12 protein-coding genes are annotated in these 13,078 nt (G+C 38.7%); 3 read left to right on the top strand and 9 right to left on the bottom strand.

Going from position 1 to position 13,078, the window contains the following annotated elements; translation table 11 throughout:
* Positions 1 to 87: 87 nt before the first annotated feature.
* Both IHV09_RS03920 and IHV09_RS03915 read right to left on the bottom strand, forming a co-directional pair.
* Positions 88 to 864, bottom strand: a complete 777-nt coding sequence (locus IHV09_RS03920) for a Cof-type HAD-IIB family hydrolase (RefSeq protein ID WP_197263672.1) — start codon at positions 862 to 864, stop codon at positions 88 to 90.
* Positions 865 to 944: 80 nt separating this feature from the next.
* Positions 945 to 1,877 (bottom strand): DMT family transporter, encoded by a 933-nt coding sequence (locus tag IHV09_RS03915; protein WP_197263671.1) that lies wholly within the window; start codon positions 1,875 to 1,877, stop codon positions 945 to 947.
* 383 nt (positions 1,878 to 2,260) lie between these two features.
* On the opposite strand from IHV09_RS03915, the gene IHV09_RS03910 reads away from it, so the two are divergent.
* The gene (locus IHV09_RS03910) at positions 2,261 to 2,467 is read left to right on the top strand and encodes an alpha/beta-type small acid-soluble spore protein (RefSeq protein ID WP_066288466.1); all 207 of its coding nucleotides are present in this window, start codon (positions 2,261 to 2,263) and stop codon (positions 2,465 to 2,467) included.
* Between the two features lie 53 nt (positions 2,468 to 2,520).
* On the opposite strand, the gene IHV09_RS03905 is transcribed toward IHV09_RS03910, so the two are convergent.
* Together IHV09_RS03905 and IHV09_RS03900 are read right to left on the bottom strand one after the other, a co-directional pair.
* Positions 2,521 to 4,953 (bottom strand): DUF6359 domain-containing protein, encoded by a 2,433-nt coding sequence (locus tag IHV09_RS03905; protein ID WP_305069427.1) that lies wholly within the window; start codon positions 4,951 to 4,953, stop codon positions 2,521 to 2,523.
* Between the two features lie 209 nt (positions 4,954 to 5,162).
* The gene (locus IHV09_RS03900; RefSeq protein WP_255520064.1) at positions 5,163 to 5,810 is read right to left on the bottom strand and encodes an SOS response-associated peptidase; all 648 of its coding nucleotides are present in this window, start codon (positions 5,808 to 5,810) and stop codon (positions 5,163 to 5,165) included.
* Positions 5,811 to 5,883: 73 nt separating this feature from the next.
* Between IHV09_RS03900 and IHV09_RS03895 the strand changes: the two genes are divergently transcribed.
* Positions 5,884 to 6,114, top strand: a complete 231-nt coding sequence (locus IHV09_RS03895; protein ID WP_197127401.1) for a hypothetical protein — start codon at positions 5,884 to 5,886, stop codon at positions 6,112 to 6,114.
* On the opposite strand, the gene IHV09_RS03890 is transcribed toward IHV09_RS03895, so the two are convergent.
* The 5 genes from IHV09_RS03890 to gnd all read right to left on the bottom strand — a co-directional run bounded on the left by IHV09_RS03890 (position 6,074) and on the right by gnd (position 11,887).
* A complete protein-coding gene (locus tag IHV09_RS03890) occupies positions 6,074 to 7,207 on the bottom strand; it encodes a GerAB/ArcD/ProY family transporter (protein WP_197127400.1) in 1,134 nt (377 codons plus the stop codon). The genes IHV09_RS03895 and IHV09_RS03890 overlap by 41 nt on opposite strands.
* Positions 7,204 to 8,424, bottom strand: a complete 1,221-nt coding sequence (locus IHV09_RS03885) for a Ger(x)C family spore germination protein (RefSeq protein WP_197263668.1) — start codon at positions 8,422 to 8,424, stop codon at positions 7,204 to 7,206. The genes IHV09_RS03890 and IHV09_RS03885 overlap by 4 nt, the downstream gene beginning before the upstream one ends.
* Positions 8,421 to 10,094, bottom strand: coding sequence for a spore germination protein (locus IHV09_RS03880; protein WP_197263667.1), 1,674 nt, complete (start codon positions 10,092 to 10,094; stop codon positions 8,421 to 8,423). Before IHV09_RS03880 ends, IHV09_RS03885 begins: the two co-directional genes overlap by 4 nt.
* 263 nt (positions 10,095 to 10,357) lie before the next feature.
* Positions 10,358 to 10,876, bottom strand: a complete 519-nt coding sequence (locus tag IHV09_RS03875; protein WP_137789990.1) for an acyl-CoA thioesterase — start codon at positions 10,874 to 10,876, stop codon at positions 10,358 to 10,360.
* A gap of 114 nt (positions 10,877 to 10,990) precedes the next feature.
* Positions 10,991 to 11,887: a phosphogluconate dehydrogenase (NAD(+)-dependent, decarboxylating) gene (gnd, locus tag IHV09_RS03870; protein WP_066392738.1), complete on the bottom strand. Its 897-nt coding sequence runs from the start codon at positions 11,885 to 11,887 to the stop codon at positions 10,991 to 10,993.
* A 242-nt stretch (positions 11,888 to 12,129) separates the two neighbouring features.
* Between gnd and IHV09_RS03865 the strand changes: the two genes are divergently transcribed.
* Entirely contained in the window at positions 12,130 to 12,996 is an 867-nt protein-coding gene (locus IHV09_RS03865) for a sulfite exporter TauE/SafE family protein (RefSeq protein ID WP_197263666.1), read from the top strand.
* Positions 12,997 to 13,078: the final 82 nt, after the last annotated feature.

The raw sequence follows: 13,078 nt of genomic DNA, 5'->3' as shown, positions 1-13,078 counted from the left end.
GTCATTAAAAGGTTGCTCCTTTACCTTTTTCACTGCAATTTTCAGAACAAAAAAACCCTAGCTGAATTCAACTAGGGTGCTCCATGATTAAATTAATCCAAAATGTTTAAGTCCATGATAGATACCATCTTCATCAACTGATTTTGTAACAAAGTCTGCCGCGTCTTTTGCTTCTTTTAAACCATTGCCCATCGCAATTCCTGTTCCCGCTGCTTTAAGCATTTCGATATCATTTAACGCATCACCAAATGCGTACACATTCTCAGGTTTCATGTTCATCTGGTTCATAAAAGCTTCAATTCCTTTTGCTTTAGAACCACCAGTTGGCAAAATGTCTAATGCATTTTCATGCCAGCGTATAAAATCGAACGTGCCTTTGTATCCATCGCGATAGACATGTTCATGCTGTTCCTGACAGAATAATAAAACTTGATAAACTTCATTTTCCTTATAGAATCCTGGGTGGAAAACGGGATAACTCGGCATGAGATTAAACGTACAGTTCTTAATGATCTCATGATTATCAGCATTGCTTGTTGCTCGTTCATGATCAAGATACACAAGTGGGTGACCCGCCTTTTCTGCTTCTTGTTCTATTTTTAAAATAGCTTCTCTAGATAATGGCGTCTTGTGAATCACTTCGTCTTTAAAAACAACATATGATCCGTTAAAGCTTACAAATGAATCAACCTCTAGTTCCTCACGAATTGGTTCAAACATAAATGGACCCCGCCCAGTAGCAATTGCTACATGCACGCCATTCTTTTTTAACTGTGAAATACTCTCTCGCGTGCTGTCAGGAATTGTTTTCTCTTCGTTTACCAACGTTCCGTCTATATCAAAAAATACTATTTTGTCATTCATATCCGCATCGTCTCCTGTTGAATGTTCTTCCCTACCATAGTGGTACGATTCCGTATAAATGTCAAATCATGCGTTTTGCTTTACTTTTTTATTGATTGACTCACTTGTATTAGTCCCTTTTCTGGCATAGATAGCAAGAATACTGTCAAAATAATGAGCATGCCACCTGCTGTTTGGAAACTCCCAAACGCAGTACCAAGCCATATGACAGATACAAGGGTTGCTACTAAAGGTTCAGCACTTCCAAGTAAGCTCGTTTCTGTCGAGCTTATATACTTTAAGCTGTCTAAGTAGAGATAAAAAGGCAATAGTGTTCCAAATACTACTACAAATGATAGCATTCCAAATAATGAGAAAGACCATTCGATTGCATTCGCCTGCCACGGCTGAGTAAAAATAGAAACAGCAGATCCACCAAGCAACATGGCCCAACCTACGATCGTAGCAGATGCATACTGTTTTAACAGTCTCACTGGATAGACGGTATATATAGCTACTGAAATACCTGAGAGAACTCCCCAGAATATAGCTTTTTCGGAAACCGTTATCTCTTGCAAACTTCCATTGGTTAAGAGCAGGAACGTTCCTGAAAGAGCCATTAGTACTGCGATCCATTCTTTTCGTTTTGGCCATTTTAAGAACTTTAACGCAAAATAGATCGTAATAAACACCGGGCCTAAAAATTGAAGCAGTGTAGCCGTTGGTGCATTACCCGCTTCTATACTCAAAAAGAACGTAAGCTGTGCCCCAAGCATACCCGTTAAAGAAAATACTATTAAATCCATTCGGTCTTTTTTAGTTCTCCAAACTTCAAATATATTGTGATGAAAAGAGACTAGAAATAATAGCAGCGCTCCAGCCATTACCATACGGACTGAAACTAACCATGTTGCGGTCATTGCTGAATGTGAAAAGATCCATTCTGCTGCGTTTCCTGAAAACCCCCAAAGAGAAGCTCCTGCTAAGGCTAGTCCTATACCTTTCCACCGGGAATACTCTTTTTGATTCCCCATCCTACACCCGCTCTCCCAATTACTATTGAATCTATATCCTTCATTCATTATAAAACGAATGCGTTAAAATCAAATATATTTTATTATTCTAATTTCTACATTTTTATCTTTATATGTATCAATCAGCTAGTAATCAATTACCTACCATAGTATCAACAGGCGTCATAAAAACAGAAAGCACTGAGCTTAAAAAACCAGCTCAGCGCTTATCTTGAAAATAAAAATAGGGGGATGATGTATCATACGAAACTTACGGGTTTTGGTGTCGGTTAAAGCAAAAATATGCGAATACCTATCGATCTCTTCTTCCGAAAAGAATTTTTCCATCATGCGCATAAAATTGTTAAATATATACAAACTAGTAATACAAGGAGGTGATACATATGGCACGTAACAATAACTCTAACGAATTAGTAGTAGCTGGAGCACAAGCAGCTTTGGATCAAATGAAGTATGAAATCGCTTCTGAGTTTGGTGTTCAACTAGGACCAGACACAACATCCCGTGCGAATGGATCTGTTGGTGGTGAAATCACTAAACGTCTTGTTCAAATGGCTGAACAACAGCTAGGTGGCGGATACCGACGCTAAACTGCAGTTAACATGAAAAAGTCATCCACAATATGCGGATGACTTTTATTTATTTATCTGACTTTATCTAGTTTTACTTGAATTAACACAGGATCATGGTCACTTGCTCGACCGTGTTCTTCCATAAACTGCGAATTGATATGAACGATATCAACTTTTGTCTTTCTCGCCATATTGTTTGTTACTAAAATATGATCAAGAACTTGAGCGTTCCCTTGGTAAGAATATGTGTAGCGCTCTTTGTAAGGAACTTTCTCGATCATGTTCGTCAACTCTTTGCCTTTAACTTTCTGCAGCGTCTTCGTAAACTCGAAATCATTGAAATCTCCAAGTAGCACGACCTTTGCATCCTTATCTTCACTCTTAACATTTTTAACAAACTGATTTACAATTCCCGCGATTTCTAAACGTTGCGCTTCACTTCCAAGGAAAGGAGGCTGATTTTTCCCAAACAGCGGCTGATCTCCGCCTTTTGAGTTAAAATGATTGGCAACCACAATTACGCTCTCACCTTTAAACATGAACTGTGCTGCGACTGGCTTACGGCTGTTTTCAAATGCTGGGTTTGTCGGATCGATACGCCCAGGATTTACAGTAAGCTTCCCGTCCTTATAGCCTACCGCTTCTGTTGCTGTTCCTTTAGTTCCTTTTGCAAGTGAAACACGTTCAGGATTGTAGATGAATCCTACACGAATGTTACCACCAGGAATTCCGCCGTCTTGTCCATCAACTGGTGCGATATCTGTATACACATATTGTGGACCACCTTGCGCCGTAATCTCAGCGATTAATCGATCTGCACTTTCTTTTGCATCTGTCGTACCATCATTCGTTGGACCGTTTCCATCTTGCATCTCAACAAGCCCTACGATATCTGGTGCGTTCAGGTTACGAACGATCGATTTTGCGATACGCGATACTTTTTCATCGCTCGTACTGTCACGCCCTTCTTCAAGTGCAGAAAAGTTCTCTACGTTAAAGCTCGCGATTGTTAACTCTTTATGTTTTTCATGAATCTTTGTAACTTCCGGTTTTGTTCTTCCTTCAACAAACGTTGGAAGTTCTTCTCGGTCAGCTAACACTTTATAGTTACCAAATCCGTAGCTGACAACTCCAGTAATTGAGCCCAAGAAGAAGTCTCCTGTTTTTGCCACAAACGATTCGTCGTTCATATCGACAAAAATGCGTTCTGGGTTGTAATCAAATTCCTTGATGTTTAGACCACCTGATGAGTTAAATTCTTTTTGCTTCCAAAAATCTGGAACAACAACAAGTTCTCCATATTTTTGAGGTGCAAGAACACCAGGATTTTTTACTTCTACAAGCATACCTTCTAAACTCTCATAAAAATCAATGCCATCTTCTTTTGGATCAAACAACTCAAAGTTATCATTATCAATCACTCTAGTTGGTTGTTGAAGACCAAACAAACCGATGATCGTTGACTTTGGAAGTTTTTGTCCTTCTTGTAGTTTTGTGATGCGACTTCCATTAATCTCTGTAACAGCTAGATCTGTTTTTAATTTATCAGAATATCCTTCAAGTACCCATTCTTTTACTAGCCCATCAACTGAAACAAGATTTCCTTTAGCCTGACCGTGATCTTTTTGGTAGACTAAAATACCTTCAGACGTTCTATAGTCTTTGTCTGGTTTAACGTCCTGCATATAAAAATTATTGTTATCTACAACTTTTGTTACAATTCCTTCGACACCCTCTACTGCTTTATTCGAAACAGGAGATTGATGACTTGCACCTTGAATATCATGGATACGAAGTCCGGATAGAGCAACTTGGTATTTGAACTCTGATATGTTGCTATTCTTTAATCCTTCTTTAACAGCGACAGCTCTAATGGTTACATCTTCATCTACTGAAATAGGAGATGTATAACGTGTGCTATCTGTAGTCGGATCTTGTCCATCTAATGTGTAAAAAATTTCAGCATCTGTTGTTTCAGTAGAGAGTACGACTGAAGTCCCTTTAGAAACAACCTGTCCCTCAACCGAAGACCTTACTTCTTCTACTTGTGGTTCAGAAGGAGCACCATCAACAATTTGATATTTGTTTACATTTTTAAGTCCTGGCACACTAAAATAGGCCTCTAGTGTTCCTTCAAGTTGAACTTTTTTCCCTAAATTCTCAGGGTGATCAACGAGGTTCAATGCAGATCTTGCAGCATTATTGGGTAATTGAACAGTTAGTATTTTCGTTTTGTCTGTTTCGTTCACTGAATCTGCGATGGCCAAGTTGGTATTCGCAGTAAATGGTCCTTCATGTTTGAATGAGATAGAAGACCCACTACCTCCATGAACAGTTCCTACGATATACCCTTCAACCATCTGTGTTGATTTATCCTGCTTAACCAATGCTTCGCTAACCGTTAGAACGTCAGCTGCAGATGCAGTCTGCTGCAGTGGTATAGCCATGCTAAGCACCATTACTAGCATGATACTTATATTTGTAAGCCTTTTCGTCATTTTCATGAACATATCGTTCCACCTGCCTCACTAATAGGATGTAAAACATGTAAATCCATGAAAAATATAACACAATTCTGTCGATTCAATTGTTAGTTTTATATTAAAACAGTCAGAAAGACTTACAAAGAATTTACAATATAGTACTCTTGGATTATTTTTCGTAAAAAAAAAATGACACTTTCACCTGATCAAATACAGATCAAAAGAAACTGTCAGCTAGTTCTATAAACGTTCAAATCCATAGTGACTTGTTCTGCAAATAGTTCTGGGTTGTTGTCTTGGAGAATAGAAAAAAGTTTATCCTTACTTGCTGAGCGATCCAACCAGTTCTCTCCAATGTTTGGCTCTAACATTACCGGCATACGGTGATGATATTTTTCCATAGAGTCATTAGATGCTTTTGTTAAGATGGAACACGTAATTCTTTCTTCTTGCTGTCCTTCGACTTCACCTGTCCATCTGGACCAGATCCCGGCAAATGCGAACGGCTTTTTATCTCTTAGTGTAAACTTATAGGGCTGCTTCTTGCTAACACCTTCTTCAATAACCCATTCGTAGAATCCACTTGCAGGAATCAAGCATCTTTTTTGAACAAAAGAGTTTTTAAAGCTTGGTTTTTCAGAAACTGTCTCACTTCTCGCGTTCATTAATTTGTTTCCTATTTTCGGATCGTTCGCCCAACTTGGCACAAGCCCCCACTTCATATATCCAGCTCTATTTCCTGAGCTCGCTTTAATAATCGAAAGAACTTGCTGACTCGGGGCAATGTTAAAGCGTTTATCATAATCAAATTCGTTTTCTAAGTTAAAAGCATCAATAATCACATCTTTTTCGTAGTAAAGCATATATCTGCCACACAAAACACATCACCTCGGTTCAACTTATGGATAAGGATGTCAATCGTGCAAAAACTAAAAACAGGAGGTGGACGTCATGAAGAATCCTGTTGTTATTTATATCATTTTACTATTCAGTATGTTCTCTTTACTCGTTGTCATTGATTGGTTTCTAGGGATCGCTCCAGCAACGGTTATAAAAAAATCATTTATGTCTTTCTTTCACTATGTGGACAAGGTCGAATATGTTCTAGTGATCACTTTGATGATCTTACCCATCCTAACGTTTATTCTGTCGAAGTGGATGGAGAAGAAGCAAAAGGCTTAAGCTTCTTTCTTCTTATTAAGAATACAATAATGAACAGACTCGGTAAAACAACTTGAAATGGTAAATGAATAAAATGAGGAACGATATTTAAACCTTCTGTAATATGTTCCACATAATTTGCTGCTATGACGATAGATGAAAGAATCAATACAATACCGATTGGGCCTATGAGCTTTTTTTCTTCTTTTACTCCGAAGATGTCTTGGGTTGCTTTAACTGCAACATAAAACAATACAGAGATCTTAAAGAATCCTCCTATAATGAGCGTAAATACCACTAACGCATCCAACCTTTGAATAAATTCTCCTAAGTTAATCTTCGCAACTGCAGCAAGCAATGGGAAGTAGACATGAGTAGCAACATGCCCTCCTAATATCGCAATGTCCATCGCGACCGTTACACTTAAGATAATCCCACTCACCATAATGGCAAATAACCCAACTGTTAGTGCTTTACTTTTCTTTGTTGTTTTCAAATATGGCAACAACATTGTAAAAACCACCATTTCTCCAAAAGGAAAAGTCGGTGTTACTGGGAACGCCGCCTTTAAGACCGGCAAGAACCCCTTGCCTAGAACAGGAAGAAGATAATTGTATTTCATTAAGTCTGCTGATAAAACAAGTACAGCAAGAACGATTCCTAAGAGAACGACTAGAAAAAAAATGATCTCCCCTGTTCTTACTAGAACTTCGAAACCTAATTTTAAAACATAAACAATCGTAGCAATCATTAGCGCATTTACAACAATAATCGGTGTTTGTACAAAAACTGCTGACAGCAGAAGGCTTCCAAAGTCACGCAAAACACGAGCAGCTAAATACATGAAGTACATTAGGTACAAGAAACCAAATAATTTTCCTATATACTTACCGAACAAGATCTGCAAATATTGTGTTAACGATTGCTCTGGAAATTGTTTATAGAGATAATAATAACCTACAAATAGAAACATACCGCATGTCATACCGAGCAGGATAGCGATCCAAGCATCCCTGCCAGCATCCATTCCTAAACCAACAAGGATCGCACTTCCGAGTTCAAATAAGACGATGATAATAAAGTATTGTTGAATATCGATCTTGATGGTCTTCATTTTGGAGCCTCTTTCTTTTCCTCTAATAAAAACGGTGAAGTTCGAACACCTGATCTTCTAATACGAGAATCGACATTCACTTTCACTTCTAACTTCGGAAATATTTCTTTGTAGTTCTTTTTGTAAACATTGCGCCATTTACTCGGATTTTCTCTATACAACAATTCACCAAATCCAAGTACATCGCTATTAAAGTCTTGTGATGCGTTAATCGTTTTTTGAATTTCTTTTTCAATTACAAGGTTTAATTTACGTTCAATTTTAAGGATTTCAGAAGTTTTTTCTAAGTTCACTGCACAGTTTGCTTCTGCAATATTTGCTTCAGGAAACACATCGAGTGTTATCGTCGGTATATCCTGTTTTGTATCTGCCGACAGTTCAGTATTCGAACGAACAATCTCGATAGAATATCCGTTATCGTTACCCATACAAGGTACCGTAATAGCTGAACTAACAAGCTTTCCCTTTATCCACAGAACGCCTCTCGCTTCAGGTCCATCCAACCACCCCTGCAGCTTGCCATCTCTAAATACCCCCATGCCTGATAACTGAACTCTCGCGGGATCGCCCACTTCATAGTTTTGTGCTGTCACTGCCAACTTATGGTCACCCGTAATTTTAATGCCATTGATTATCGGTTCTCCGCCTTCATCGATAATGGATTGAAGGACTTCATTAATATCCTGCTGCATATTTTCTCCCCAATTTTTCTCTGAAATCTTCAAAATTGTAGCCACTTCATCAGAAGTAACTTTATCGATGGCAGTAAACGTTCTTAATAATTTTGATGGCGTCGTATCTCTAGCTACAACAACTTGAATGGTCGAACGAACTTCAGGATCACGAGAAATCATGTCAACCGCTTGATAGATACTCTCTTTTGCAATTTTCTCACTAAAAACAAGCATCCTCGCATGCGCAAAAAACAAGCGTCTTGATGTTTGTTTACTTGCTTTTCTCGTTGCTTCCATCAAGTTTCTTCCTGTTGTCTCATAGACGGTGAAGACGGGCTGTTTCCCTCCTCCCGCTCCGGTAATCCCTGGAGCAACTTCTGTTGGGTTCACCACTTGATAGGTCACAATTAAATTTCCTTTTTTATCAATGTTAATTCCAATTCCCATTACGATTGAAAGCTCATCCAGCTCATTTTGATCCCAGCAGCCTGATAGAAATAGAAGGCAGAGTGAGAGAGGAAGGCAACTTTTTAAAAGTTTCAACGTGTTGTCTCCTCCTCTCGTTTCTTCTTAACCAAATAAGGTTTTGTACGTGTTTGGTTTTTTTTCGATAGCTTTTCTGGTCTTTTGAACAATTTGGTAATCGGAAATCGAAACAGACTATCTTTTAAATCCTGTGTTTGTAACGGAGCAAAAGGACTTAAATATGGATAACCGAAAGATCTTAAGCTTGATAAATGGGCGATGATTACAATCAATGCTAGTGTAAGACCATAGAAGCCGAAAACTGATGAGATCAGCATTAACGGAAATCGTAATAATCGTGCTGATGTGGCGACAGCAAACGATGGGATCGCAAAGCTGGCTACTGCAGTGATTCCCACAACGATAACCATCGCAGGTGAAACAAGTCCTGCTTGAACTGCTGCTTGACCTAATACAAGTGCCCCAACGATTGAAACGGCGACGCCTACCGCCCGTGGCATCCTAATCCCTGCTTCACGTAAGATTTCAAATGTAATCTCCATCACTAACGCTTCTGCTATTGCCGGAAACGGTACTCCTTCACGCTGAGCGGCGATTCCAAACAAAAGAGTCGTTGGAATCATGGCTTGGTGAAAAGTGGTAAGGGCAATATAAATCGATGGAGCGATCAAGGATATAATAAAGACCGAAAATCTCAACAAACGAAGAAATGTACTGATGTCATACCTCATATAATAGTCTTCTGATGACTGAAAGAACTGTATAAATTGTGCTGGGGCGATCAAAACAAACGGTGTTCCATTAATAATGATACCCACACGACCTTCGAGCAGGTTTCCAATAACAACATCTGGTCGTTCAGTATTTAGAAACTGCGGAAAAACAGTGACTGTCTCGTCTTGAATAAACTCTTCAAGTTGACCGGATTCTAGCAAGCCATCTGTCTTCACTTCTTCAATTCTCTCTTTAATCTCTTGGATCAATAATGGATCAGCGATATTCTCTAGATAAACAACCGCCACATCTGTATGTGTGACTTCTCCTATTTTGAACTTTTCAATTCTAATATCTTTTGATCTTACTCTTCGTCTTATTAACGAGATATTCGTCTTGATTGACTCTGTGAATGAATCCTTAGGACCACGAATAACAACTTCTGATGTAGGCTCTTCGATTCCTCGAACTTTTCCGCCGTTCGTTCCTAGTTTTAGACCTTTTGTATTCCCTTCAACTAAAAGAACACTTAAACCAGCAAGAAGGGCTTCAACTAATTCATCTTCCGTTTCAACATCCAATACTCTTCCAAGGGCTAAAGCATTCTGTTTGATGTAATGTAATGCATGGTCTACTGGCACTGGAGAAGATTGCTTGTCTGATGACAGTGACATCAATGGTGAAAGAATGAACTCATTTAACACTTGAGAATCATTCATTTCTTCTAAAAATAATAATGTAGCTGTAACCTTGTGTTCTAGCTCAAATTCAAACTCACGGACGATTAAATCCATCGGGTTACCTAAGAGTGTCTTTACTCTATCAACCACCACATGCAGAACCGGACTAAGTTCTCCAACACGCTTTTCTGTTTCTTTTTTCTGTTGTATTGATGTATCCATAGAAATGGTATTAGATTGAAGAGAAGAATGATCATCATGCTTTTTATCTGCTAACATATCTGTTAACTTTTTATGAGTTCTAATGATTGGACGCTTTCTTCTATTCCGCATAACCATCCGCCTTTTTACCAAACTTTTCTTAGCATTTGCACAACACGACTTGGTTATGTACTAACGATTCGTTTACACACTTTAAACACAAAAAAGCCCCTGATCGATTTCATTGATGAAAACGATCAGGGGCTTTAACAAATTAACAGTATAAATGCCAGGGTTCTGTATCCCTGGCTGGAAAAAGGTAACTTTATTATAGCATCTTCTTTTAAAAATGCGAATCTTATGAACTGCAAAACACTAAAAATATATCTTTATACTCACATTGGATCCCAAGGTTTTTTTACTCCGAACTCTTTGGCCAATTTCTTGCTTTCTTCTCTGCGCTTTTTTCTTGCAATTGCTCGTTCTGGCGCATGTTCATGGAGCCATTTTTCTTCTTCTGTTTCAGGTATAACTTTTGGCACTGGGGTTGGTTTACCCTCTTCATCTAACGCTACAAATGTTAGAAAGGAAACCGCACAAACTTTTCGTTCCCCAGACAATAGATTTTCTGAGATCACTTTTACGAAAACTTCCATTGAAGTTGTTTTCGTCCACGTCACAAATGATTCTAAGCAAACAGAATGTCCTTCTTTTATCGGCTGTAAAAAGTCAACCGAATCCGTTGAAGCTGTAACCACATTTTTTCGTGCATGTCGGATCGCTGATATAGCTGCAACATCATCGATATAAGCCATCAATTTCCCTCCGAATAACGTACCATGATTATTTGTATCCGGTGGAAGTACTACTGAGGATTTTACTGTTCGAGATTCACGAACAAATTTTTCTTCCATGATCAAAACTCCTATTCTTATCTCTTCATCACTAGTATATGTTGAATGTCCAAAAATTAATGAAAGACCTCTGCTTAAACGTATAAGCAATGAGGTCTTTATTAAGGCATTTTATTATTTTTTCACGACTGCATGGCCACCAAATTCGTTACGAAGTGCCGCAACGACTTTACCGTGGAACGTGTCGTCTTCTAATGAACGGAAACGCATGAATTGAGATAGTGCGATAACTGGAGCTGACGCTTGATAATCAAGAGCAGCTTCAACTGTCCAGATCCCTTCACCTGAAGAATTCATCACACCGCGGATGTCTTCAAGTTTTGGCTGTTTGCTGAATGCGTTCTCCATCAGTTCGATCAGCCAGCTACGGATAACTGATCCGTTATTCCATACTCTAGAAACTGCTTCATAGTCATAATCGAAATCACTTTTATCTAAGATCTCAAAACCTTCTCCGATTGCTTGCATCATACCGTACTCGATTCCGTTATGAACCATCTTCAAGAAATGACCAGAACCTGCACGCCCTGTAATCATAAATCCTTTTTCTACACAAATTTTTTCGTATAAAGGAGCAAGGTAGTTAACAGCATCGTCATCTCCACCCATCATGGCACAAAGACCGTAACGCGCTCCATCAGTTCCTCCACTCGTACCAACATCTACTAGATGGATGCCTGATGCTTTTAGTTCCTCATAGCGGCGAAGAGTGTGCTTGTACATGGAGTTACCAGCGTCAACGATAATATCTCCCTCTGTTAAATGTGGCTTCAGTTGTTCGATTACTTGGTCAACGATCTCTCCAGCTGGAACTAAAAGAATAACCGCTTTTCTTCCTGTAAAAGAATTAGCAAGCTCTTCGATCGAGTCAACACCTTTAACACCTTCCGCTGAGATCTCTTTCACTGTATCTTTGTTAACATCTGTAGCGAAAACCGTATTCCCTTTATCATTCATATTCAGTGCCATATTGAAGCCCATTTTCCCAAGGCCGATTAAACCGATTTCCATTGTACATATCACTCCAATTTATGTATTTATAACTGTTTTGTATTATTCCACAAAATAAAGGCGATTAACCTCTACTTGCAACACTGTCTATTAGAGTATCTAAAAATGAACAAAAAAACAATTATTTCAGTTCTTTTTATATGAAATAACAAAGAAAAATTATAAAATCATAAACATTTGATCTGAACCTTTCTCATTTTGTCCACATAATCTATAGCATCATTATTGTTGGAGGACCTTTTATGAAAAAAATTGTAATGCTGGCTTTGATTGGTCTCATGGCTCAACTCATAGATGGCTCTCTAGGCATGGCTTATGGAGTTACTTCTACAACTCTTCTCTTAGTAGTCGGGTTCTCGCCCGCTTTAGCCTCTGCTTCTGTTCACTTATCAGAAGTTGTGACATCTGCTGTCTCAGGCTACTCACACCTCAAATTCGGAAATGTAGATATGAAAACGGTCAAAAAGCTCGTCATCCCAGGCGCTATAGGTGCATTTTTAGGTGCTGCTTTTTTAAGTTACATTCCTTCTGCATTTATCAAACCGTACATCTCGTTATTTTTATTAGGTCTTGGCTTTTATGTTCTGTTCCGCTTTTTACTGATAAAAGTAAAGGTAGATGTAGTGAAAGATTCTTCAGAGAGCAGTGCTAAGCAAATGATGTATCGTCCATTAGGGCTAATCGCTGGGTTTATGGATGCAACAGGTGGCGGAGGATGGGGACCGATAACAACTCCTATTCTGCTTACACAGAAAAACCTTACTCCTAATAAAGCGATCGGCTCAGTAAATTTTAGTGAGTTTGCGGTATCATTATCTGCTTCTATCGGTTTCTTTTTGTTTATCGGTTGGGAAACTTTGCTTTGGCAGGTCGTTGTTGCGATGATGCTAGGTGGGATTATTGCAGCTCCTTTTGCAGCGTGGCTCGTGCAAAAGTTAAAGCCAGCGCTATTAGGCGTATTAGCTGGTGGCTTAATAATCGTAACGAACTTAAGAACGATTATAAACGAATTTTTTTCTATAGATTTGTTTACAGAAATTTCAGCTTTGGTACCCCTACTTCTTCTATGGAGTATGTTTATCGTCTTTGCAATTCGAAAAAAAGCTTAAGAAAAGCAGTGCTGTATAGATCATAATAAAACAGACAAAATGTCCATCATGGATGGACATTTTGCCTGTTTGTAATTGTGTG

This window comes from Fictibacillus sp. 23RED33 (genome assembly GCF_015903925.1).
In the GTDB taxonomy this organism is placed as follows: Bacteria; Bacillota; Bacilli; order Bacillales; family Fictibacillaceae; genus Fictibacillus; species Fictibacillus phosphorivorans.
This window is presented reverse-complemented; position numbering and strand designations above follow the sequence as displayed.